The sequence below is a fragment of the Pseudomonas sp. NUPR-002 genome, assembly GCF_056322725.1.
This window is the reverse complement of sequence record NZ_CM150476.1, coordinates 5,910,533-5,935,022: the sequence shown is the minus strand read 5'-3', so window position 1 is coordinate 5,935,022 and position 24,490 is coordinate 5,910,533. Positions and strand designations below refer to the sequence as shown.

Annotated in this window: 16 protein-coding genes; 10 read left to right on the top strand and 6 right to left on the bottom strand. The window is 61.0% G+C overall.

The window, feature by feature from the left end; genetic code table 11:
• Window positions 1-16: 16 nt before the first annotated feature.
• The 8 genes from ACVWSC_RS27295 to ACVWSC_RS27260 all read left to right on the top strand — a co-directional run bounded on the left by ACVWSC_RS27295 (window position 17) and on the right by ACVWSC_RS27260 (window position 12,732).
• Window positions 17-1,306 (top strand): type IV pilus secretin PilQ, encoded by a 1,290-nt coding sequence (locus tag ACVWSC_RS27295; protein WP_442110516.1) that lies wholly within the window; start codon window positions 17-19, stop codon window positions 1,304-1,306.
• A gap of 4 nt (window positions 1,307-1,310) precedes the next feature.
• Window positions 1,311-1,829: a shikimate kinase AroK gene (gene aroK, locus ACVWSC_RS27290; protein ID WP_442110514.1), complete on the top strand. Its 519-nt coding sequence runs from the start codon at window positions 1,311-1,313 to the stop codon at window positions 1,827-1,829.
• A gap of 99 nt (window positions 1,830-1,928) precedes the next feature.
• Window positions 1,929-3,026, top strand: coding sequence for a 3-dehydroquinate synthase (aroB, locus tag ACVWSC_RS27285; RefSeq protein ID WP_442110512.1), 1,098 nt, complete (start codon window positions 1,929-1,931; stop codon window positions 3,024-3,026).
• Between the two features lie 16 nt (window positions 3,027-3,042).
• The gene (locus ACVWSC_RS27280) at window positions 3,043-4,659 is read left to right on the top strand and encodes an AAA family ATPase (RefSeq protein ID WP_442110510.1); all 1,617 of its coding nucleotides are present in this window, start codon (window positions 3,043-3,045) and stop codon (window positions 4,657-4,659) included.
• A gap of 363 nt (window positions 4,660-5,022) precedes the next feature.
• Window positions 5,023-9,468 carry a glutamate synthase large subunit gene (gene gltB / locus ACVWSC_RS27275; protein ID WP_442110508.1) on the top strand — a complete coding sequence of 1,482 codons (4,446 nt, stop codon included), beginning with the start codon at window positions 5,023-5,025 and terminating at the stop codon, window positions 9,466-9,468.
• A 123-nt stretch (window positions 9,469-9,591) separates the two neighbouring features.
• Window positions 9,592-11,010, top strand: coding sequence for an FAD-dependent oxidoreductase (locus ACVWSC_RS27270; RefSeq protein ID WP_442110506.1), 1,419 nt, complete (start codon window positions 9,592-9,594; stop codon window positions 11,008-11,010).
• A gap of 171 nt (window positions 11,011-11,181) precedes the next feature.
• Window positions 11,182-12,246 carry a uroporphyrinogen decarboxylase gene (gene hemE, locus ACVWSC_RS27265; protein WP_133211193.1) on the top strand — a complete coding sequence of 355 codons (1,065 nt, stop codon included), beginning with the start codon at window positions 11,182-11,184 and terminating at the stop codon, window positions 12,244-12,246.
• 138 nt (window positions 12,247-12,384) lie between these two features.
• Complete coding sequence (locus tag ACVWSC_RS27260; protein ID WP_442110504.1) at window positions 12,385-12,732, top strand: YgiW/YdeI family stress tolerance OB fold protein; 348 nt, start codon at window positions 12,385-12,387, stop codon at window positions 12,730-12,732.
• A 99-nt stretch (window positions 12,733-12,831) separates the two neighbouring features.
• Here ACVWSC_RS27260 and ACVWSC_RS27255 read toward each other — a convergent pair whose 3' ends face one another.
• A complete protein-coding gene (locus tag ACVWSC_RS27255) occupies window positions 12,832-14,106 on the bottom strand; it encodes an MFS transporter (protein ID WP_442110502.1) in 1,275 nt (424 codons plus the stop codon).
• A gap of 108 nt (window positions 14,107-14,214) precedes the next feature.
• On the opposite strand from ACVWSC_RS27255, the gene ACVWSC_RS27250 reads away from it, so the two are divergent.
• Window positions 14,215-15,135, top strand: coding sequence for a LysR family transcriptional regulator (locus ACVWSC_RS27250; protein ID WP_442110500.1), 921 nt, complete (start codon window positions 14,215-14,217; stop codon window positions 15,133-15,135).
• Between the two features lie 53 nt (window positions 15,136-15,188).
• Window positions 15,189-15,962: a ParA family protein gene (locus ACVWSC_RS27245; RefSeq protein WP_442110498.1), complete on the top strand. Its 774-nt coding sequence runs from the start codon at window positions 15,189-15,191 to the stop codon at window positions 15,960-15,962.
• Here ACVWSC_RS27245 and trxC read toward each other — a convergent pair.
• The 5 genes from trxC to ACVWSC_RS27220 all read right to left on the bottom strand — a co-directional run bounded on the left by trxC (window position 15,959) and on the right by ACVWSC_RS27220 (window position 24,444).
• Window positions 15,959-16,393: a thioredoxin TrxC gene (gene trxC / locus ACVWSC_RS27240; protein ID WP_442110496.1), complete on the bottom strand. Its 435-nt coding sequence runs from the start codon at window positions 16,391-16,393 to the stop codon at window positions 15,959-15,961. The genes ACVWSC_RS27245 and trxC overlap by 4 nt on opposite strands.
• Window positions 16,394-16,530: 137 nt before the next feature.
• Window positions 16,531-17,673, bottom strand: coding sequence for a helix-turn-helix domain-containing protein (locus ACVWSC_RS27235; protein WP_442110494.1), 1,143 nt, complete (start codon window positions 17,671-17,673; stop codon window positions 16,531-16,533).
• 113 nt (window positions 17,674-17,786) lie between these two features.
• Window positions 17,787-19,247 carry a protein adenylyltransferase SelO gene (selO, locus tag ACVWSC_RS27230; RefSeq protein WP_442110492.1) on the bottom strand — a complete coding sequence of 487 codons (1,461 nt, stop codon included), beginning with the start codon at window positions 19,245-19,247 and terminating at the stop codon, window positions 17,787-17,789.
• A gap of 58 nt (window positions 19,248-19,305) precedes the next feature.
• Window positions 19,306-22,662 (bottom strand): mechanosensitive channel MscK, encoded by a 3,357-nt coding sequence (gene mscK, locus ACVWSC_RS27225; protein WP_442110490.1) that lies wholly within the window; start codon window positions 22,660-22,662, stop codon window positions 19,306-19,308.
• Between the two features lie 39 nt (window positions 22,663-22,701).
• Window positions 22,702-24,444, bottom strand: a complete 1,743-nt coding sequence (locus ACVWSC_RS27220) for a potassium/proton antiporter (RefSeq protein ID WP_442110488.1) — start codon at window positions 24,442-24,444, stop codon at window positions 22,702-22,704.
• Between the last annotated feature and the right edge of the window lie 46 nt (window positions 24,445-24,490).

The following is a 24,490-nucleotide window of genomic DNA, read 5'->3' as shown; positions in this document are numbered from 1 at the left end:
ACCAGGGAGGTCGCAGATGAACGCAGCAAGGTGCCTGGCGCTGTTTGCCACGCTGTCTATCGGGTTGTCGCTCAGCGCTCAGGCAAGTAGCCCGGTGCCGGAAAGCGAACCGTTGTCCTTGAACTTTCAAGACGTTGAGGTGCGTTCGGTGTTGCAGATACTGGCGGATTTTTCCGGGGTAAACCTGGTGGCCAGCGATGCGGTGCAGGGAAAAATTACCTTGCGCCTGCAGGAAGTCCCTTGGGAACAGGCACTCGATTTGGTGCTGCGCAGCAAGGGCCTGGAGAAGCGTGCTGAAGGCAATGTGCTGCTGGTGGCGCCTATCGGAGAGCTGGCGGGACATGAGCGGCAATTGCTCGAAGGCCGTCAACAAGCGGCAGGCCTGGCGGCGACAGGTCGGGAGTTGCTGCCCATTCATTACGCCAAGGCTGTGGATATCGCTGCGGTGTTCGAATCGCTGATGGCGAGCGACCCGTCGGAGCCTGCTGCGGGAGCGCTTACGGTCGATGAGCGAACCAATACTCTGGTTGCCCGCCAGTCTCCTGAGCGACTGGAGGCGCTGCGCCAGTTGATCGCGCGCCTGGATGTGCCGGTACGTCAGGTCATGATCGAGGCCAGGATCGTTGAGGCAAACGTTGATTATGAGCGCGGATTGGGTGTGCGCTGGGGTGGCGAGTTACGCCTGGGAGGCGGCTTGACGCTGGGTGGGGCGGATACTTTCGTTGATCTTGGCGTAGAGCGTGCTAGCTCGGCCATTGGCCTTGGCCTGGTGCGGGACAACCTGCTGCTGGACCTTGAGCTGAGCGCCATGGAGAAGTCCGGCAATGGCGAAATCATCTCCCAGCCCAAGGTGGTCACCGCCGACAAGGAGACTGCGCGGATCCTCAAGGGCACCGAGGTGCCGTACCAGGAGACCAGCGGCAGCGGCGCGACTTCCGTGACCTTTCGTGAGGCGTCGCTGTCTTTGGAGGTAACACCGCAGATCACCCCGGACAACCGGGTGATCATGGCCGTGAAAGTGACCAAGGACGAGCCGGACTATCTCAACGCGTTGGATCAGGTGCCGGCAATCAGGAAGAACGAGGTCAACGCCAAGGTTCGCGTCAGCGATGGGCAGACCATCGTGATTGGCGGCGTGTACTCCACGGTGCAAAGTAAAGTTGTCGATAAGGTGCCATTTTTAGGCGATGTGCCGTATGTTGGTCGGCTGTTTCGTCGCGATGCTATACAAGAGAAAAAATCCGAGCTGCTGGTCTTCCTGACTCCGCGTATCATGAGTGACCAGGCGATTGCTGTGAGTCGTTGATTCTGTGCGAAATTTGATACTTGTGGGGCCCATGGGTGCTGGCAAAAGCACCATCGGTCGCCTGTTAGCCAAAGAGCTGCGCCTGCCGTTCAAAGATTCCGACAAGGAAATTGAACTGCGTACGGGCGCCAACATCCCGTGGATCTTCGACAAGGAAGGCGAACCGGGCTTTCGTGACCGCGAGCAGGCGATGATCGCCGAGCTGTGCGGCTACGATGGCGTGGTTCTGGCCACCGGCGGAGGCGCGGTCATGCGCGATGCCAACCGCCAGGCCCTGCATGCCGGTGGGCGCGTGGTGTACCTGCACGCCTCGGTCGAGCAGCAGGTCGGGCGCACTGCGCGCGACCGTAATCGTCCGTTGCTGCGCACTGCCAATCCCGAGGCGACCTTGCGCGCCTTGCTGGAGATCCGTGATCCGCTTTACCGCGAGATCGCCGACCTGGTGGTGGAAACCGACGAACGGCCACCGCGGATGGTTGTGCTGGATATTCTCGAGCGCTTGCAGAAGTTGCCGCCCCGTTAAGCCGGGACTATCCTCGGCGGCCAGTCACGCCTTGACAGGGCACATCGTTATCGCGCGGATCGAGCCATCGATGCCGCGCCTCGTTCATTGTGGGGACACATGCAGACACTTAAGGTCGAATTGGGCGAACGTAGCTACCCGATCTACATTGGCGAAGGGCTGCTGGACCAGCCAGAGCTGCTGGCGCCGCATATTGCCGGTCGGCAGGTCGCCATCGTCTCCAATGAGACTGTCGCACCCCTTTATCTTGAGCGTCTGAGCAAGACCCTGGGCGCCTATTCGGTGCTGCCAGTGGTGTTGCCTGATGGCGAAGCCTTCAAGAACTGGGAAACCCTGCAGCTGATTTTTGATGCCTTGCTCACCGCCCGCCACGACCGCCGCACTACCGTAGTGGCGCTGGGCGGCGGCGTGATCGGTGACATGGCCGGGTTTGCCGCTGCCTGCTACCAGCGCGGCGTGGACTTCATCCAGGTGCCGACCACCTTGCTGTCGCAAGTCGATTCTTCGGTGGGTGGTAAAACCGGGATCAACCACCCGCTGGGCAAAAACATGGTGGGTGCCTTCTATCAGCCCAACGCCGTGGTGATCGACACCGCCAGCCTCAATACGTTGCCCCCGCGCGAGCTGTCGGCCGGCCTTGCCGAAGTGATCAAGTACGGCCTGATCTGTGACGAGCCTTTCCTGCAATGGCTTGAGGCCAATATGTCGGCATTGCGCGCGCTGGATCAGGTCGCCCTGACCGAAGCGATTCGCCGCTCCTGTGCGGCCAAGGCTGCCGTTGTTGGCGCCGATGAGCGCGAGTCTGGCGTGCGCGCCACCCTCAACCTCGGACATACATTCGGCCACGCCATCGAAACCCACATGGGGTATGGTGTTTGGCTACATGGTGAGGCCGTCGCCGCCGGTACGGTAATGGCCTTGGAAATGTCCATGCGCCTTGGCTGGATCAGCGAGCAAGAGCGCAATCGCGGTATTCGTTTGTTCCAACAGGCAGGTTTGCCGGTGGTGCCCCCACAGGAAATGACCCCGGCGCAGTTCATGGAGCACATGGCGGTAGATAAAAAGGTACTCGACGGTCGTTTGCGTCTGGTCCTGCTGAGCCAAATGGGCGCAGCGGTGGTCACCGACGACTATCCGAAAGAGATTCTTCAGGCCACGCTGGCGGCGGATTACCGCGCAATCGTGGCTCAGCTTTGAGGTTGATGAGAGTTCGATGACTAGTCTGCATGCCGACGAGGCCTTTCTCGGCCATTACCAGTTGAACCACGATCCCTTCGCTGCGCGGGTGCCCGGGTTCAAGTTCTTCCCCGCCCAGCGCAAGCCGGTGCTTGGCCAACTGCACCATCTGGCGCGTTACAGCCAGCTGTTGCTGGTAGTGACCGGCCCTCAGGGCAGTGGCAAGACCTTGCTGCGTCAGGCACTGGTTGCCAGCACCAACAAGCAAACGGTGCAAAGCGTGGTGGTTTCCGCGCGCGGCGCCAACGATGCGGCTGCGGTGTTGGCCCAGGTGGCTCAGGCGTTGGGTGTTGCCCAGCCTGAAGTGCCTGAGCTACTGGCCCAGGTCGTGCAACTGGCGTTGACGGGGCAAGAAGTCTATCTGTTGGTGGACGACGCGGAACAACTGGACGAGTCGGCACTCCAAGCCTTGCTGGAGCTGGCGGCGGGTACGCCGGAAGGGCGTCCGCATGTCTTCCTGTTCGGTGAGCCGTCACTGATTGCCGGGCTGGAAGCGATCGATACTGACCTGGAGCGTTTCCATGTCATCGAGCTTGCGCCCTACAGCGAAGAAGAAACCCGGGAATACCTCGAGCAGCGCCTGGAAGGTGCCGGACGAGGGATCGAGGTGTTCACCAGTGAGCAGATTGTCGATATTCACCAAAACTCGGATGGTTGGCCTGGGAATATCAACCAGGTTGCCCGCGATACCTTGATCGAAGCCATGATCGCCAGCCGGACCACGGCCAAGCGACCATCAATGGGGTTCAATATGCCTAAAAAACACGTGCTGGCACTGTCTGCTGTTGTGGTCGTTGCGGTTGCTGCCGCTGTACTGATGCCGAAGAAGGGCGATCAGGCGCCAACCGCGCCTGCCGAGCAAGCGCAGCTGCCGTTGGGTGAAGGCCAGCCAGGCAACGCACAGTCGAACAATGGTGGCCCGGCCATCGAGTTCGCCGGTAATTCGCAGCCAATGCCACTGCCACTGGTTGGGCAGTCGCAACCGGTCATGCGCGGCCCGTTGGCTGAGGCGGCCGGCATGGGCGAAGGTGAAGAGGGTGGGCCAGCCGGTGACACTGCACTGCAGCCACCGACCGTAACCACTATCGCCCCGCCTGCTGGCGTCAGTGCTGGCCCTGCGCCGGCTCCGGCCCAGCCGATTGCCCAGGCCCAGCCTGTCGCGCCAGCACCACAGCCGGTTGCGCCTGCTGCCAGCAAACCGGTTGCGCCTGCGGTAAAACCTGCGCCAACCCAGGTTGCCGTTGCCAAGCCAGCACCCAAGCCTGTCGAGAAACCCGTCGAGAAGCCAGCAGCCAAGCCCGCTGCAGGTGGCGGCTGGTATGCCGGGCAAAAACCGGGCAATTATGTGGTGCAAATCCTGGGCACCAGCTCCGAGGCTTCCGCTCAGGCCTACGTGAAGGCGCAAGGTGGCGACTATCGCTACTTCAAGAAAACCTTGCAGGGTAAGCCGCTGTATGTGATTACTTACGGCAGTTTCTCCAGCCGCGATGCAGCATTGGCTGCAATCAAAGCCTTGCCAGCCAAGGTCCAGGCTGGTAAACCTTGGCCTCGTACCGTTGCCAGCGTCCAACAAGAGCTGGCCGCGACCCGCTGATAAAGCTCGGTGGCACTACCCCCGCCACCTGCTGAGCGACTCCTGAATTAAGGTCAAGCCTGCTGCGTAATGCGCGGCAGGCTTTTCTGTCCCAGACTGCCGGCCACAAGCCCATCTTGCAGTCCAGGCTGAAACGCTTCAGACTCAAGCCATGCCGTTACCACGGCGCACGCTTAAAAACATTCAAAAATGCGACATGGGTTTGCGACAATGCGTCGTAAATTTGTGGGCTTCCCTGTCGCTGTGCAACAATGGCTCTCCTATTGCCCCCGCAAAGCTGGCGTTCGTTCGGCGTGGATGGTAAGTGGTTGTACTAAAAAGAGATTTGCCTTGGTGAGAGGCGAACCTGGTGAGAAAGTGTCTATGAAAACAGGTCTGTACCATCCCGAAGAATTCAAGGATAACTGTGGTTTCGGCCTGATCGCCCATATGACGGGTGAACCCAGCCACCACCTTCTGCAAACAGCTATGCAGGCGCTGACCTGCATGACCCACCGCGGTGGCATCAACGCTGACGGCAAAACCGGCGACGGTTGTGGCCTGCTGATGCAAAAACCCGATCAGTTCCTGCGCGCGGTAGCCCAGGAGCAATTCGGCGTTGAGCTGCCCAAGCAGTACGCGGTTGGCATGGTGTTCTTCAATCAGGACAACAGCAAAGCCGAAGCTGCGCGCGAAAACATGAATCGCGAGATCCTCGCGGCCGGCCTGCAATTGGTGGGCTGGCGCAAGGTACCGATCGACACCAGCGTCCTCGGCCGCCTGGCCCTGGAGCGCCTGCCGCAGATCGAGCAGGTGTTCGTCGGCGGTGAAGGCCTGAGCGATCAGGAATTCGCCATCAAGCTGTTCAGTGCCCGTCGTCGCTCGTCTGTGGCCAACGCCCATGACACCGACCACTACATCTGCAGCTTTTCGCACAAGACCATTATCTATAAAGGCCTGATGATGCCGGCGGACCTCGCCGCCTTCTATCCAGACCTGGGTGACGAGCGCCTGCAGACGGCCATTTGCGTCTTCCACCAGCGCTTCTCCACCAACACCTTGCCGAAATGGCCGCTGGCGCAGCCATTCCGCTTCCTCGCCCACAACGGCGAGATCAACACCATCACCGGTAACCGCAACTGGGCCCAGGCGCGGCGCACCAAGTTCGCCAACGACTTGATCCCCGACCTTGAAGAGCTCGGTCCGCTGGTCAACCGTGTCGGCTCCGACTCCTCGAGCATGGACAACATGCTGGAGCTGATGGTCACGGGTGGCATCGACCTGTTCCGCGGCGTGCGTATGCTCATTCCGCCAGCGTGGCAAAACGTCGAAACCATGGACGCCGACCTGCGCGCGTTCTACGAATACAACTCCATGCACATGGAAGCGTGGGACGGCCCGGCGGGTGTGGTGCTGACCGAAGGCCGCCATGCGGTCTGCCTGCTTGACCGCAACGGCCTGCGCCCAGCGCGCTGGGTGACCACCAAGAACGGCTACATCACCCTGGCGTCGGAAATCGGCGTGTGGGACTACACCCCGGAAGACGTGATCGCCAAGGGCCGTGTAGGGCCGGGTCAGATCTTCGCCGTGGACACCGAAACCGGTCAGATCCTCGACACCGACGCCATCGACAACCGTTTGAAGTCGCGTCACCCGTACAAGCGCTGGTTGCGTCAGAATGCCCTGCGCATTCAGGCTGACCTCAGCGACGACCAGGGTGTGGCCAGCTACGATGCTGACCAGCTCAAGCAATACATGAAGATGTTCCAGGTCACCTTCGAAGAGCGTGACCAGGTGCTGCGCCCGCTGGGTGAACAGGGCCAGGAAGCAGTGGGTTCGATGGGCGACGACACGCCAATGGCGATCCTGTCGCAGCGCGTGCGTTCGACCTATGACTACTTCCGCCAGCAGTTCGCCCAGGTCACCAACCCACCGATCGACCCGCTGCGTGAAGCCATTGTCATGTCGCTGGAGATCTGCCTGGGTGCCGAGCGCAATATCTTCCAGGAATCCCCTGAGCACGCCTCGCGGGTGATCCTCAGCTCGCCTGTGATCTCGCCGGCCAAGTGGCGCTCGCTGATGAACCTCGACCGCCCAGGCTTCGAGCGTCAGCTGATCGACCTCAACTATGAAGAGGCTGTAGGCCTGGAAGCCGCGGTGCGCAACATCGCCGACCAGGCTGAAGAAGCCGTGCGCAGCGGCAAGACCCAACTGGTGCTGAGCGACCGCCACATCGCGCCGGGCAAACTGCCGGTGCATGCGTCGCTGGCCGTGGGTGCCGTGCACCACCGCCTGACCGAACTGGGCTTGCGTTGCGACAGCAACATCCTGGTAGAAACCGCTACCGCCCGCGATCCGCATCACTTTGCGGTGCTGATCGGTTTTGGTGCCTCGGCGGTTTACCCGTATCTGGCCTACGAAGTGCTGGCCGACCTGATCCGTACCGGCGAAGTGCTGGGCGATCTGGACGAAGTCTTCAAGTACTACCGCAAGGGCATTTCCAAAGGCCTGCTGAAGATTCTGTCGAAGATGGGCATCTCCACCATCGGTTCGTACCGCGGTGCGCAGCTGTTCGAAGCGGTCGGTTTGTCTGAAGAGGTGGTCGGCCTGAGCTTCAAAGGCGTTGCCAGCCGCCTCAAGGGTGCGCGTTTCGTCGATATCGAGAACGAGCAGAAGCTGCTTGCCGCCGAAGCCTGGAGCCCGCGCAAGCCGATCCAGCAGGGCGGTTTGCTGAAGTTCGTCCACGGTGGCGAATACCACGCCTACAACCCGGATGTGGTCAATACGCTGCAAGCTGCCGTGCAGCAGGGCGACTACAGCAAGTTCAAGGAATACACCGCACTGGTCGATCAGCGTCCGGTGTCGATGATCCGTGACCTGCTCAAGGTCAAGACGGCCGAGCAGCCGCTGGCCCTGGAAGAGGTCGAGCCGCTGGAAGCCATCCTCAAGCGCTTCGACTCTGCCGGTATCTCCCTCGGTGCACTGTCGCCAGAGGCCCATGAAGCGCTGGCCGAAGCGATGAACCGTCTGGGCGCGCGCTCCAACTCCGGTGAGGGCGGCGAAGACCCGGCCCGCTACGGCACCATCAAAAGCTCGAAAATCAAGCAAGTGGCCACCGGTCGTTTCGGTGTCACCCCTGAGTACCTGGTCAACGCCGAAGTGTTGCAGATCAAGGTCGCTCAAGGCGCCAAACCGGGTGAGGGCGGTCAACTGCCCGGCGGCAAGGTCAACGGCCTGATTGCCCGCCTGCGTTATGCAGTGCCTGGCGTGACCCTGATCTCGCCACCGCCGCACCACGACATCTACTCGATCGAAGACTTGTCGCAGCTGATTTTCGACCTCAAGCAGGTCAACCCGCAGGCGCTGGTCTCGGTCAAGCTGGTGGCAGAAGCGGGCGTCGGTACGATCGCTGCCGGTGTGGCCAAGGCCTACGCCGACCTGATCACCATCTCCGGCTACGACGGCGGCACCGGCGCTTCGCCGCTGACCTCGATCAAGTACGCCGGTGCGCCGTGGGAGTTGGGCCTGGCGGAAACCCACCAGACCCTGCGTGGCAACGACCTGCGCGGCAAGGTGCGGGTACAGACTGACGGCGGCCTGAAAACTGGTCTGGATGTGATCAAGGCGGCGATTCTTGGCGCCGAGAGCTTCGGCTTCGGTACCGCGCCAATGATCGCCCTGGGTTGCAAATACCTGCGTATCTGCCACCTGAACAACTGCGCGACTGGCGTGGCGACGCAGAACGACAAGCTGCGCAAAGACCACTACATCGGCACCGTCGACATGGTGGTGAACTTCTTCACCTACGTGGCTGAAGAAACCCGTGAGTGGCTGGCCAAACTGGGTGTGCGTAGCCTTGGCGAACTGATCGGGCGTACCGACCTGCTGGAAATGCTCCCCGGCGAAACCGAGAAGCAGAAACACCTGGACCTCAGCCCGTTGCTCGGCAGCCCGCATGTACCGGCCGACAAGCCGCAGTTCTGCGAAGTTGACCGCAACCCGCCGTTCGACAAGGGTGTGCTGGCCGAGAAAATGGTCGATATGGCGCTGCCTGCCATTCGCGACCTCAGCGGCGGCGAGTTCGAGCTCAACATCTGCAACTGCGACCGTTCCATCGGCGCGCGGATTTCCGGTGAGATCGCGCGTCTGCACGGCAACCAGGGCATGGCCAAGGCGCCGATCACGTTCCGCTTCAAAGGCACTGCGGGCCAGAGCTTCGGCGTGTGGAACGCCGGTGGTCTGAACCTGTACCTCGAAGGTGATGCCAACGACTACGTCGGTAAAGGCATGACCGGTGGCAAGCTGGTTATCGTGCCGCCTGCGGGCAGCCCGTTCGCTACTCAGCACAGCGCCATTGTTGGTAACACCTGCCTGTACGGCGCCACTGGCGGCAAGCTGTTTGCCGCAGGCACCGCAGGCGAGCGTTTTGCTGTGCGTAACTCTGGTGCCCACGCGGTTGTCGAGGGTACTGGCGATCACTGCTGTGAATACATGACCGGTGGTTTTGTCTGCGTCCTGGGCAAGACCGGTTATAACTTCGGCTCTGGCATGACCGGCGGTTTCGCCTACGTGCTGGACATGGACAACAGCTTCGTCGACAAGCTCAACCATGAACTGGTGGAAATCCAGCGTATCAGTGGCGAAGCGATGGAGGCTTACCGTAGCCACCTGTCGCGCGTGCTGGCTGAATACGTCGAAGAAACCGGTAGCGAATGGGGGCGTGAGCTCTGGGAAAACCTGGACGACTACGTGCGTCGCTTCTGGCTGGTCAAGCCGAAAGCCGCGAACCTGAAGAACCTGCTGTCCAGCACCCGTGCCAACCCGCAGTAATCAACAGCTGCAAGTGGCAAGCTTCAAGCTGCAAGTCAGAGCAGTTCGAAGCTTGCCCGGCTTAAGTGATCGTCTTGCAGCTTGCGGCTTGTAGCTAGCAGCTGCTGTTATGAGGTTTAGAACATGGCTGAACGTCTGAGTAATGACTTCCAGTTCATCGAGGTCGGGCGCAAAGATCCGAAGAAGAAACTGTTGCGTCAACGCAAGAAAGAGTTCGTGGAAATCTACGAGCCTTTCAAACCCCAGCAATCGGCCGAGCAGGCCCATCGCTGCCTGGGTTGTGGTAACCCGTACTGCGAGTGGAAGTGCCCGGTACACAACTTCATCCCTAACTGGTTGAAGCTGGTTTCCGAAGGCAACATCCTCGCCGCTGCGGAGCTTTCGCACCAAACCAACACCCTGCCGGAAGTGTGCGGCCGGGTCTGCCCGCAAGATCGTCTGTGCGAGGGTGCTTGCACCCTCAACGACGGTTTTGGCGCCGTCACCATCGGTTCGGTGGAGAAGTACATCACCGATACCGCGTTTGCCATGGGCTGGCGTCCGGACATGTCCAAGGTCAAGCCGACCGGCAAGCGTGTCGCCATCATCGGTGCCGGCCCTGCTGGCCTGGGCTGCGCCGACGTACTGGTGCGTGGCGGTGTGACCCCGGTGGTGTTCGACCGCAACCCGGAAATCGGTGGTCTGCTGACCTTCGGCATCCCGGAGTTCAAGCTGGAAAAGACCGTGCTGAGCAATCGCCGCGAAGTCTTCACCGGCATGGGCATCGAGTTCCGCCTGAACACCGAGGTGGGCAAGGACATCAGCATGGAACAACTGCTCGAAGAGTACGATGCAGTGTTCATGGGCATGGGTACCTACACCTACATGAAGGGCGGCTTCCCGGGTGAAGACCTGCCGGGCGTGCACGATGCCCTGGATTTCCTGGTGGCCAACGTCAACCGCAACCTGGGCTTTGAAAAGTCGCCGGAAGATTTCGTCGACATGAAGGGCAAAAAGGTTGTGGTGCTCGGTGGCGGCGACACGGCGATGGACTGCAACCGCACTTCGATCCGTCAGGGCGCCAAAGCGGTGACCTGCGCCTATCGTCGTGACGAAGCGAACATGCCTGGCTCGCGCAAAGAGGTGAAGAACGCCAAGGAAGAGGGGGTGAAATTCCTCTACAACCGCCAGCCAATCGCGATTGTCGGTGAAGACAAGGTAGAAGGCGTGAAGGTGGTCGAGACCCGTCTTGGCGAGCCGGATGCCCGTGGCCGTCGCAGCCCCGAGCCGATCCCGGGCTCCGAAGAGATCATCCCGGCGGATGCCGTGGTCATCGCCTTCGGTTTCCGTCCGAGCCCGGCGCCGTGGTTCGAGCAGTTCAGCATCCAGACCGACAGCCAGGGCCGTGTGGTGGCTCCAGAGAAGAACACCTACAAGCATCAGACCAGCAACCCGAAGATCTTCGCCGGTGGCGATATGGTCCGCGGTTCGGACCTGGTGGTGACGGCGATCTTCGAAGGGCGCAATGCGGCTGAGGGGATTCTGGATTACCTGCAAGTCTGAATCGCGGGGCAAGCCCGCTCCCACCGAACCCGGTAGGAGCGGGCTTGTCCTGCGATGAATTCAACAAATCTATTGATCTGTCACAACCCGATAGACAAAAGGCACGGTACTGACCGTGCCTTTTCCGTTGGTGTCTGAGAAAATGCCCGCACTTTTTTTCCGGATGCCGACATGACTGCCTTGAAGAACGATCGTTTTCTGCGCGCCCTGCTCAAGCAACCCGTAGACGTCACCCCCGTGTGGATGATGCGCCAGGCCGGCCGCTACCTGCCGGAATACCGCGCCAGCCGCGCCAAGGCCGGTGACTTCATGAGCCTGTGCATGAACCCGCAGTTTGCCTGCGAGGTGACCTTGCAGCCGCTGGACCGCTACCCGCTGGACGCTGCGATCCTGTTCTCGGACATCCTCACCATTCCCGACGCCATGGGCCAGGGCCTGTACTTCGAGACCGGCGAAGGCCCGCGTTTCAAGAAAGTCATCAGCACCCTGGCTGATATCGAAGCCCTGCCGATTCCTGATCCGCAGAAAGACCTCGGCTATGTGATGGATGCCGTCAGCACCATCCGCCGCGAGCTCAACGGCCGCGTGCCGCTGATCGGCTTCTCCGGCAGCCCCTGGACCCTGGCCACTTACATGGTCGAAGGCGGTTCGTCGAAAGACTTCCGCAAAACCAAGGCCATGCTCTACGACAACCCGCAAGCCATGCACCTGCTGCTGGACAAGCTGGCGCAGTCGGTCATCAGCTACCTCAACGGGCAGATTCTTGCCGGTGCGCAAGCGGTACAGATCTTCGACACCTGGGGCGGCAACCTCTCGGCGGCGGCCTACCAGGAGTTCTCGCTGGCCTACATGCGCAAGATTGTCAGCGGCCTGATCCGCGAGCACGAAGGGCGCAAAGTGCCGGTGATCCTGTTCACCAAGAACGGCGGCCTGTGGCTGGAAAGCATCGCCGACGCTGGCGCTGATGCCTTGGGCCTGGACTGGACCTGCGACATTGGCGAAGCGCGTCAGCGTGTCGGCAATAAGGTCGCGCTGCAGGGCAACATGGACCCAACCGTGCTCTACGCCAAGCCAGAAGCGATCCGCGCTGAAGTCGGGCGCATCCTGGCCAGCTACGGGCATGGCAGCGGCCATGTGTTCAACCTGGGCCACGGCATTACCCCAGAAGTTGATCCGGAGCACGCTGGCGCGTTCATCAACGCCGTGCACGAACTCTCGGCGCAATACCACCAATAACTGGTAGGAGCGGGCTTGCCCCGCGATTGCGTTGTGTCAGTCACATCGTATCGCGGGGCAAGCCCGCTCCCACATTAAGTTTGAATTCAGCCTGTTTGGGTAATCTTTGTTCATCGAAACCCAGACAGGATCTTCACCATGAAAAAACGTTACCTCGCTCTGCTGCTTGCCCCACTGTTCAGCACCGCTGCCCTGGCCACGGGTTACACCGGCCCGGGCGCACAGCCAGTGACCACCGTTGCTGCCGCCAACGACGCTGCAGACGATACCCCGGTTGTATTGCAGGGCTTTGTGGTCAAGAAGCTGAACAACGACGACAAGTTCGAATTCAAGGACAACACCGGCACCATCACCGTCGAGATCGACAAAGAAGACATGCCGCCGGTGCCGTTCAACGACAAGACCAAGGTCAAGCTGACCGGTGAAGTCGAGAAGCACTTGATGAGCCGTGAGGTGGATGTTGACCTGGTTGAAGTGATCAACTGATCAAAGGCATCGCGGGGCTTGTAGGAGCGGGCTTGCCCCGCGATGCGGTGTGTCAGATAAAACCGCTATCGCGGGGCAAGCCCGCTCCTACAGAAGCATTCAGGCCTTGGCTGGCAACCGGCTCAAGTGCAATGCCACCAGCAGCGCCACCACCAGCAAGCTGCCAATGAACAGCCCGATACCGTTCCACCCGGCGTGATGCCAGAACACCCCTCCGGCCGTACCGGCCACACTCGACCCTGCGTAGTAACTGAACAAGTACAGTGACGAGGCCTGGCCCTTGGCTTTGGTCGCGCGCCGCCCAATCCAGCTGCTGGCCACCGAATGCGCACCAAAGAAGCCAAAGGTGAACACCAGCATGCCGACAATCACCAGCAGCAACGGGCTGAACAGGGTCATCAGCAGGCCGCTGAACATCAGCACAATGGTGCCCCAGAACACTTTGCGTCGGCCCAGCTTGTCGGCCAGCGCACCGATCTGCGCCGAGCTGTAGATACCCGACAGGTACACCACCGAGAGCAAGCCAACCAGCGCCTGACTCATATGGTAAGGCTCGGCCAGCAGGCGGTAGCCGATGTAGTTGAACAGGGTGACAAAGGCGCCCATCAGCAAGAACGCTTCGAGGAACAGCCACGGCAGCCCGGCATCGCGAAAGTGCAGGGTAAAGCCCTCCAGCAGGCTGCGCGGGTGCAGTGAGCGGGGGCGGAAGTTGCGCGACTCAGGGAGGACTTTCCAGAACACCACGGCCGCGATCAGGGCCAGGCTGCCGATCACCAGCAGGGCGGTGTGCCAGCTGACGAAATCAATCAGTACCCCTGTAATCAGGCGCCCGCTCATGCCGCCAATGGCGTTGCCACCGATGTACAAGCCCATGGCCAGGCCAATGTGCTGAGGGTGGATCTCTTCGCTCAGGTAGGTCATGGCCACCGCTGCCAGGCCGCTCAGCGACAGGCCGAGCAGCGCGCGGGTCAGTAGCACGCCGTGCCAGCTGGGCATCAGCGCGCTGACGATGGTGCACAGGGCGGCGCAGAACAGGGCAAACACCATCACCGGCTTGCGCCCGATGCGGTCTGAAATCGGACCGGTAATCAGCAGGCCGACAGCCAGCATACCGGTCGACACCGAAAGGATCAGGCTGCTTTGCGCGGCGCTGATGGAAAACTCCTGGGACAGCAGCGGCATCATCGGTTGCACGCAATACAGCAGCGCGAAGGTGGCGAATCCACCGCAGAACAGCGCCAATACCGTGCGCATAAAGGCTGGCGTGCCTTTTTCGATCCAGCGTTCGTTCAGGGTGGCGACGACTTCGTCGAGGGGGGCTGCGGGGATATCGTGGGCGTGTGGAGCAACAGCAGTTTTCACGGGGGACCTCATGGGCGCTACGGCCTGTCAGGCAGTGAAAAAAGCATATAGCTGGCTAATGATCATTTCCAATATATTGTTCGACCTGTTTAAGAGCTTTTACGACCTATTGGAGGCCGTATGGAATTGCGTCACCTGCGCTACTTCATCGCCGTTGCCGAAGAGCTGCATTTTGGCCGGGCCGCGCAAAACCTGGGGATCTCCCAGCCACCCTTGAGCCAGCAGATTCAGGCGCTGGAGCAGGAGCTTGGGGCGCGGTTGTTCGAGCGTACCAATCGTCGCGTTGAACTCAGTGAAGCGGGGCGCCTGTTTCTTGAAGAGGCGCGCCTGGTGTTGGCCCAGGTCGATAAAGCGGCTGACGTCGCTCGCCGTGCGCAATTGGGTGAGCTGGGTGAGATGAAGATCGGTTTCACCTCATCGGCGCCGTTCAATTCTTCGATCCCCAAAGCCATTTACGCGTTTCGCCAACGCTTTGCCGCTGTGCACCTGAACCTCAAGGAGATGAGCAGCCAGGCGGTGGCCGATGCGCTGCTCGACGAAAGCATCGAAGTCGGCTTGATGCGCCCCTTGGCCCTACCGGACAGCCTGGTTGCCACCGAGTTGTTCCGCGAGCCGCTGGTCGCGGTGATCAACGCCGCTCATCCGCTGGCCGAGGGCAGCGAACAGGGCGTGCACATGGCGGCACTGGCGAACGAGCCGTTTGTGTTCTTCCCGCGCAGCTATGGCAGTGGCTTGTACGCACAACTGTTGAGCCTGGCCCGACAAGCGGGCTTCAGCCCCCACTTCGCCCAGGAGGCCAGCGAGGCGATGACCATCATCGGCCTGGTGTCGGCGGGCCTGGGGGTGTCGGTGTTGCCCGCTTCGTTTCAACGCATGCGCATTGACGGGGTGGTGTACCGCACGTTGCTCGATGACGGTGCAGACACCGCGGTGTGGCTGGTGCAGCGGCGTGAGTCGTCGTCGCCGATGGCCGATGCGTTTGCCGCGTTGCTGTGTGCCCAGCACGCGCGTGGCGCTGGAGTGCTGGATGGTGCTGGCTAATCCGGCGCGGCGCCGACATACTCGGTCATTCCCTGATACACGGAGGTCTTTCCATGCGGCGCGTGGTGTTCAATCAGAAAGGTGGTGTGGGTAAATCGAGTATCGCCTGCAACCTGGCAGCGGTGAGTGCCAATGAAGGCTATCGAACCTTGCTGATCGACCTGGATGCCCAGGCCAACTCGACCCAGTACCTCACCGGGCTGACCGGCGATGACATTCCCATGGGTATTGCCGACTTCTTCAAGCAGACCCTGTCGTCCGGGCCGTTTGCCAAGAAGAACAAGGTAGATATCTACGAAACCCCTTTCGACAACCTGCATGTGGTGACCGCCACCGCCGAGCTGGCTGATTTGCAGCCCAAGCTTGAGGCCAAACACAAGATCAACAAGCTGCGTAAATTGCTCGACGAGCTGGATGAGGACTATGAGCGGATCTATCTGGATACGCCGCCAGCGCTGAATTTTTATGCGGTTTCCGCGCTGATCGCGGCGGATCGCGTGTTGATTCCGTTCGACTGCGACAGCTTTTCGCGCCAGGCGCTGTATGGCTTGCTGGCCGAGATCGAAGACCTCAAGGAAGATCACAACGAAGACCTGCAAGTCGAGGGGATCGTCGTTAACCAGTTCCAGGCGCGCGCCAGCCTGCCTCAGCAGATGCTCGACGAATTGCTCGCCGAAGGTTTGCCGGTGCTACCGGTGTACCTCAACAGCTCGGTGAAAATGCGTGAATCGCACCAGGCCAGCTTGCCGCTGATTCACCTGGAACCTCGCCACAAGCTGACGCAACAGTTTGTCGAGCTGCACGCCTTGCTCGAAGAAAACGCTTAAATCCCCTGGCTGCGCAGCCACTCCAGGAGTTGCTGGAGTGGGAATGCGCCGCTCTGGCGGGCGACTTCCCGGCCGTTCTTGAACAGAATCAGGCTGGGAATCGAACGAATCCCCAGTTGCCCCGCCAGTTGCTGATTACTTTCGCTGTCCAGCTTGGCCAGGCGGCAGCGCCCGCTGAGCTGGATCGCGGCTTGCTCGAAGATCGGCGCGAACTGTTTGCACGGTCCGCACCAATCAGCCCAGACATCGATCAGCAACGGCAGATCGCCCTTGATCTGGCTGGCGTAGTCGCCTTGCTTGAGGTCGAACGGCTTGGCCAGCAGCACCGGTTTTTTGCAGCGGCCGCATTTGGGGGCGTCGCCAAGACGCTCAGCCGGGATACGGTTCAGGCCGTTGCAGTGGGGGCAAGGGATCACCAGTGAATCCGTCATTGATACTCCAAAAGTTGGTCTGCCTGCCTGTGGGAGCGGGCTTGCCCCGCGATGCGTTGTATCTGATAGACCGCTATCGCGGGTGTACAACCGGAGACATCCTTTACACAGTAAACCGGAGACATGGTTTACACATTCTAGGCCTGGACGCGGTTTTCACCGCGTCTCAGCCTTCCCAAGGGATAGTCACATAAGTACAACTCCCAGGTGTCATCTTCGACTTCTTTAAGCCCGATCCGCTCACCGGCAAGGGCTTCACTGACGAACAACAACTTGCCTTTCCACTTGATCGAACCGTTCTGCCTGACGCTTCGTACCAGCATCTCTGCCGGGTATTCCACATCAGGTACACAACCGGGATAAGGGCGGTTGGACGGCACATACAGCTCGCCTGGACGCTTCATCTCCAGCGCTTCGTGAGGGCGCACATGGTTGAACTCGTTGCGAAAGTGCTCCAGCAGAAGCTGCTGCTCGAGGAAATTTTGCCCCAGTGGAAGCTCGGCCTTCAGGCTGCGGTGCATGCGTTCGTGACGGCCATTTTGATCGGGGCGCCCCAGCCCGGTTCGCTCGGGATAAATACCTAAACGTATCCACCACGCAGCCAAGGTGGACATTCGCGCAAGCCCTGGTGATGCGAACGGGATGCCATTGTCGGTGCGGATTACCTCAGGCATGCCATGTTTTTCGAAGAGCCGCTCAAATGTCTGCCGAACCGGCAAGCTGTTGACCTTGGCGTGGGCCCGACACGCCAAGATCATTCGTGAGGCATGGTCGGTGACCGTAAACGGGAAGCACCACTGGCCGTCCAGCATCTTGAACTGACCTTTGTAATCCGCGCACCAGGTCTGATTGGGCTCATTGGCCTCACGCATTTGCTGGGCACTTTTGCCGTAGTGGCGCTTAGGGCGGCGCTTTTTGACTAACCCATAGCGATCCAACCATTGGCCAGCGGTGCTGGGCGCAGGCCAGCAGGTGGATGGATCCTCCAGACGCAGCAGCTCGATGAGCTTTTTCGGCCCCCAACGGGCATGCGCCTCTTTCATCGCAAGGAGGCGAGACAGGACTTCATCATTGACCTTTTGGGGGCTGTGGTGCGGCTTGCGGGAGGCGTCGACCAGCCCGGCGGCACCGTCTGCGCAATAGCGGGCGATCCACTTGTCTACGGTTGGACGGCTGACCTTGAAACGCCAGGCAAGCTGGCTCTTGGTGAAATCACCGGAGAGCCAGTCGCCAATCAATCGGATGCGTTGGTTCATAGGGGACTCTTGGTTCCAGGGCATGATCAGATACCTCCTGACCATGCGTATTAGCCTGTAAACCATGTCCCCGGTTTGAAATGTAAAGGATGTCCCCGGTTTGTACCCGGGGCAAGCCCGCTCCTACAGGGTGTTGTCTAGGATGAGCAGCTGATTTCCAGATGCTTGCCCCACTCCGGCGGCCGTTCGGCATAGGCCTGCATGCCGGGCTGTTCTTCGAACGGCTTGCGCAGCACCTGATGAAGGCGCCGCACTTCTTCGTAGTCTCCACCTTCAGCCGCCTCGATGGCGCGCTGGGCCAGGTAGTTGCGCAGGATGTACAGCGGATTGACCGCATGCATACGCTCGCGGCGGCCTTCGCTGTTGCCGGGCTCACGGGCCAGGCGCGCGAGGTAGTCGCTGCTCCAGGCATCAAAACCGGCCAGGTCGACGAAGTCGTCACGCACCACACGCAGCGCCGCCTCGGCCGGCTGATCACCCAGTTTGCGGAAGAACAGGGTGTAGTCCACCGCGCCCGGCTGCATCAGTTGCAGCAGGCGTTCGATCAGCGCTTTGTCATCTTCTTCAGCCTGCAGCAGGCCCAGGCGACGGCGCATCAGGTCGAGGTAATGGGCCTCGTACAGCGGCAGGAACAGGGCCAGGGTTTGTTGCAGTGCTTCGACACTGATGAACGGTGTCAGCGCCTGGGCCAGGGCACTGAGGTTCCAGTGGGCGACGGGCACCTGATTGCTGTAGCTGTAGCGGCCCTGATCATCTGAGTGGTTGCAGATGAAGTTGGCGTCGAAATCGTCGAGGAAGGCGAAGGGGCCGAAGTCGAAGGTGATGCCCAGAATCGACATGTTGTCGGTGTTCATCACGCCGTGGCAGAAGCCATAGGCCTGCCACAAGGCAATCAGCTCGGCGTTGCGCTCGACAATGGTGCGAAACATCGCCAGGTAAGGCTCGGGCTCGGTCTGGCATTCAGGGAAATGCTGACTCAGTACATGCTCGGCGAGGATGCGCTGTTGCTCGGGCTGGCGGGTGTAATAGAAATACTCGAAGTGGCCGAAGCGTACATGGCTGGGGGCCAGGCGCAGGAGCATGGCTGCGCGCTCTTGGGTTTCGCGCCACACCGGTGTGCTCGACCCGATCACGCACAAGGCGCGACTGCTGGGGATGCCCAGGGCATGCAGGGCTTCGCTGGCAAGGAACTCACGGATCGAGGAGCGCAGCACCGCACGACCGTCGCCCATGCGCGAGTAAGGGGTTTGCCCGGCGCCTTTGAGGTGCAGGTCCCAGTGCTCGCCGGCATCGTTGTACACCTCGCCCAGCAGCAGGCCGCGACCATCGCCCAGGCGCGGGCTGTAGCCGCCGAACTGATGCCCGGAATAGACCATCGCGCGGGGTTCGGCTTCGCTCCACAGCTTGTGCCCGCCAAACAGTTCGGCGAATACGGGGGAGTGTGCTTCGGTTGGCTCCAGGTCAAGCAGGGCCATGGCGGCCTCGCTGGCTACCACCAGGCGAGGCTCGGCAATGGGCTCGGGAAGCACCGAGGTTGAGAACGCGTCGCCCAGGCGGGCAAAACGGTTGTCGAAGGTTAGTTCGTCGAGGGCTTTCAACGGCCATCTCCAGCAGAATATCCGATCATTCTGCAAGGGTATGGCCGTCTACGTCCAGTCAGGCGGGTTTGCCGGGTGTTGCGCTCGGTTGCTCACCATCGCCCAGCGGCTTGTTGACGCTCACGGTGCGGTCCATGGTCTCGATCGGCACCATTTTGTATTCCTGACCCTGCATGTTCTTCAGGTAGATCTCCATCTGCCGGAACGAGATGTTGATCTGCTGCTTCTTGAATTCCTTGTTGATGAAGCGGTTGATCTCGTCCAGTACCGGGTTGCGGTCGCCGAGGTCGCGTACGTGCATGCGCAGTTCGTGGTCCAGGGTGCTTTCGCCGAAGTTCAGGAAGTAGACAATCGGTTCCGGCTCCTTGAGCACCCGCGGGTTGTCGTTGGCCGCCTTGAGCAGCAGGGTGCGCACCAGGTCGAGGTCCGAGCCATAGTCGACACCCAGCTTGAGGGTGACGCGGGTGATGGTGTCGGTCAGCGACCAGTTGATCAGTTGCCCGGTGATGAACGTCTTGTTCGGAACAATGATGTCCTTGCGGTCGAAGTCAGTAATGGTGGTCGCACGGATACGGATCTTGCTCACCGTACCGGACAGGTTGCCGATGGTGATGGTGTCGCCGATACGCACCGGACGCTCGAACAGGATCATGATGCCGGAGATGAAGTTAGCGAAGATCTCCTGCATGCCGAAGCCCAGGCCTACCGACAGTGCCGCCACCAGCCATTGCAGTTTGTCCCAGCTCACACCGAGGGCCGACAGGGTGGAGACGAAGCCGACCCCGGCAATCACGTACGACAGCAGTGTGGTGGTGGCATAGGCGCTGCCCTGGGCCAGGTTCAGGCGTGACAGCACCAGTACTTCGAGCAAGCCCGGCAGGTTGCGCGCCAGGGCAAAGGTAATGCCGATGATCACCAGGGCACCGAGCATGTCGCTGAGGCTGATCGGCACCATGCTCATGCTGGCGCCTGTGCCGCTGGTGTACTCGTACAGGGTGATGTTGTCGAGGTAGGCCACCACACTGATCAGGTCGGACCAGACCCAGTACAACGCCCCGATGAAGCCGCCGAGCAGCGCCAGGCGAATCAGGCGCAAGGACTGCTGGTTGACCTGCTCGATGTCGAGGGTTGGCTCCTCGACGATGACTTCGCCATCCAGGCCTTCCTTGGTGGTGGCCTGACGTTTGCTCAGTGCCCGCTGGTAGGCCAGGCGCCGGGCGGCGACGGCCAGGCCGCGAACGAAGGCCGCCTCGACCACCAGCCAGAACATCAGCAGGTACAGGGTGTCGATCAGGCGGTCGGTGAGTTTCAGCGCGGTGTAGTAGTAGCCAAAGCACACGGCGATGAACAGCGCGATCGGCAGGGCGGTGAAGGCCACGCCCACCGCTTTCCGGAACACTGAGGTATTGCGGTGCGCCGGGCTGCTGAGCAGCAGGCGGCTGAGTAGCCAGGTCATCATGGCGTAGCAGGTCAGCACCACGCCAATGCCGAGCACATCGTCGGCCAGCGCCGAAGGCTGATGTTCTGCCACTGCCACTACACCGACCAACGCCAGCACCACCGCGCCCAGGCGACGGACCCAGCGACGCAGGAACTCGACTTGCGGCTTGTCCCAGCGGAAATGCAGTTCCGCCACGCCGCCGGGGGCCAGCACGCGATAAGCGGTGTAGAACACCAGCCAGGCCTGGGCGACCTGCCACAAGGCGGCGCCGAGGTTGGCGTTTTGTCCGCGGGCGTCGATCTGCAGGGCGAAGCCGCACAGCGCCAGGCCCAGGCTCACCGGCAGGGCCAGGAGGATGTTGATCAGGATGGCCTGGGGCGTGTGCCACTGGCTGTCACGTTTGAAGTGTCCGACATCCTGATGGACCTTGCTCAGACGGGCATACAGGTACTTGCGCCGCCACAACAGGGCACCGATCAGCAGCAACAGCGGCAGGAACAGCAGGGGGCGCTGAACCAGGCCATCGCCCAGTTCCTTGATCCCCGAACCCCAGGGCAAGCTGATCAGTTGTTTGTGCAGGCGTTCAGGGACGGTGCCCAGCCATTCCAGATCCAGCGGCTTGTTGCTCGGGATCCAGAACATTTGCTCATCAAGGGTGTTACGCAAGCTCTGCGAGGTGCTGAGCAACTGCTTCTGGTTCAACTGCAGGGTGATGGATTCGTTGAGTAGCGCGCTCAGTTCGCGGTTCAGGCGTTCGAGCAGGTCGCTGCGGGTAATCGCCACTTCCAGCAAGGCCTTGCGCAGCTGCGGAGTGACATCTTCCTGCGGTTGGTTGGCGAGCAGCTTGTCGACGTAGCTGCTGGGGCTGGTGATGGTTTCGCGCTGCTGGTTGATCTCGAACTGGTACAGGCGAATATCGGCGATCTGGTCGGCCAGGTTGCGGTCGACCTTCAGGTGCGGCAGTGCCTGTTTCTGTTTGTAGAGGATCTTCGACAGCAGCAGGCTGCCCTTGAGCACGCTGATCTGCTCATCCAGGGCCTGGTCGGCCTGGGTCAGGCTGTCCAGTTGCTGCTTGGTCTTGAGGTTCTGTTGGGTCAGTTCGTTGAGACGGTCGGTGCTGCGCAGCAGGTAATCGGACAGTTTGAGGTTGGCGGCACTTTCGGTGGCCAGCAAGGTGCTGCCACCGGCCTTCTGCGCTTCCAGGGACTGTTCGGTAACGGTTTGCTGTGACTGCGCCAGACGCTTCTGGTTGATCAGCGTCTGCATGTCCTGGATTTCTTGTTCCAGGCGGGTTGCCCGCTCGATCAGCAGGTCGTGCTGGGCGTTGCCCAGGTCTTGCAGCAGGCTGTTGCCGGCCAGTTCCTGACGGCGCAGCAGGGTTACCGCATTGATCGCCGCCAGTTCGGCATTGAGCTGGTTGCGCACATCGGTGGTGAGCGGTTTGCCGCCATCTTTGCCAAGTTTCAGGCTGCTGTTGATCTGCTGGGCGCGGGTCTGGTTGGCGCTGATTTCAGCCTGCGCGCGCTCCGGGCGGGTCTGCGAGGTGATGGTCAGGCTGTTGGCTTCAGACAAGGCCTTTTGCAGTTCACCTTGCTCGGTGGTGCGCTCGGCCAGCAGCTGTTCAAGCTGCGGTACGCTCAGCGCGGCATAGCGCTGGGCCACGGGGACCACTTTGCTCTCAGTGAGCTTGGCCAGTTCGCGTTGGCTCTCGGTGGTTTTGCGCGGCGCATCGCTCAGCTGTTGCTTGAGCGCGACGAGTTTTTTCTCGCTGTCTTCCTGGGTAGCGATGAAGCCCAGGGTTTTTTCCAGCACTTGCTGTAGCGCCTTCTGCTCCGCTTCGGGCAGCTTGCGTTCGGCAATCTTGTCGAGGCTGTGTTGGACCGAGGCACGGGTAGGCGGCTCTGCCGCCCAAGCGAAGGAGAGTGACAGGCACAGCCCGAGCAAGGCTGCGCTTAATAAAATGCGCGGGGACATAGGCAGAAAGTTCTTACAGCCAAAGGCGAAGTTTTGAGTTTAAAGGAACAGCCCAGGGCCGGGTCGAGTACCTTCGGGGAATTTGACGCCTACTTTGAGGATCTTGTTCCCTTCCATCACCGCCACCGTCCATAGTGTGTTGTTCCATTCGATCTGGTCACCGACCACCGGCGCCCCGCCAACCTTGTGGGCGATGAAGCGGCTGAGCGGTGTATGAGGGTCCTGGCCGTCGAGTTGCAAACCGTACAGCGCCGCTACAGCCCCCAGTTCTGCGTCACCTTCGAGCACAAAGTCACCAAAGAAGCGCAAATCGAGACCGCGTTGCGGGGCCTGGCTGAACAGCTTCCCGAGGGCCGGCAAATTGTGTTCATGGCCGATTACACAGAGCAAATCATCGACTTCCAGGGTGGTACTTCCCGACGGATGGAGCAGTTGCTGGCCACGAAACAGGGCAGCGATACGGGTGCCTTCGGGCATTTTCAGCTCGCGCAGGGCGGCACCGATGCACCATTTTTCCGCACCAAGACGGTAAACGAACAGCTCCCACTCGCTGGTGATGTGCACTTCCAGGGCAGAGCGGGAGATTGGCGCCGGGTCTGGCGGTACCGTCACTTTCAGCAGCTTGGCCATCCACGGCAGGCTGGTCCCCTGCACCAACAGCGACACCAGCACGATAAAGAACGCCAGGTTGAAGAACAGCTGCGCATCAGGCAGCCCGGCCATCAACGGGAACACGGCGAGAATGATCGGTACCGCGCCGCGCAGGCCAACCCAGGAGATAAAGGCCTTTTCGCGGCCATGGAAGGCCTTGAACGGCAGCAGGCTGGCCACCACCGACAGGGGGCGGGCGAAGATGATCATCCACAGCGCCAGGCCCAGGGCGGGCAGGGCAATGGGCAGCAAGTCGTGTGGTGTCACCAGCAGACCCAGCACCAGGAACATGCCGATCTGTGCCAGCCAGGCCATACCATCGAGCATGTGCAAAATGCCGTGGCGGCTGCGGATCGGGCGGTTACCCAGCACCAGGCCGCACAGATAAACGGCGAGGAAACCGCTACCGTGCAGGGCGTTGGTCAGGGAGAACACCACCAGGCCGCCGGCGATCACCAGAATCGGGTAGAGGCCGCCGGCCAGGTTGATGCGATTGACCAGTTGCAGCATCAACCAGCCACCGCCCAGGCCCATCAGGCCGCCGATACCGAACTCTCGCAGCAGATGGGTGAGCAGGCTCCAGTGCAGGCCGGTCTGGCCGCTGGCGATCATGTCGATCAGGGTGACGGTGAGAAACACCGCCATTGGGTCGTTGCTACCTGACTCGATTTCCAGGGTGGCGGTGACCCGTTCGTTCAGGCCTTTGCCGCCGAGTAGCGAGAACACTGCAGCGGCGTCGGTAGAGCCAACAATCGCACCGATCAACAGGCCCTGGATCAGGCTCAGGTTGAACAGCCAGGCGGCGACCATGCCGGTCAGTCCGGTGGTGATCAGCACACCAACGGTGGCCAGCGACAGGGCCGGCCACAGGGCCACACGGAAACTGGCGACACGCGTGCGCAAGCCGCCATCGAGGAGGATCACCGCCAGTGCCAGGTTGCCCACCAGGTACGCGGTTGGGTAATTGTTGAAGATGATTCCGCCGCCATCCACCCCGGCAAGCATGCCAACGGCGAGGATGATGACCAGAATCGGGATGCCCAGCCGTGATGACAGTGAGCTGACCAAAATACTTGCACCTACCAGCAATGCGCCGATCAAGAACAGGCTATTGATGGTGGACGCATCCAAAGGCAGTACTCCGGGGAAAAGCAGGAAGGGGGCGGTGTGCTGTGAA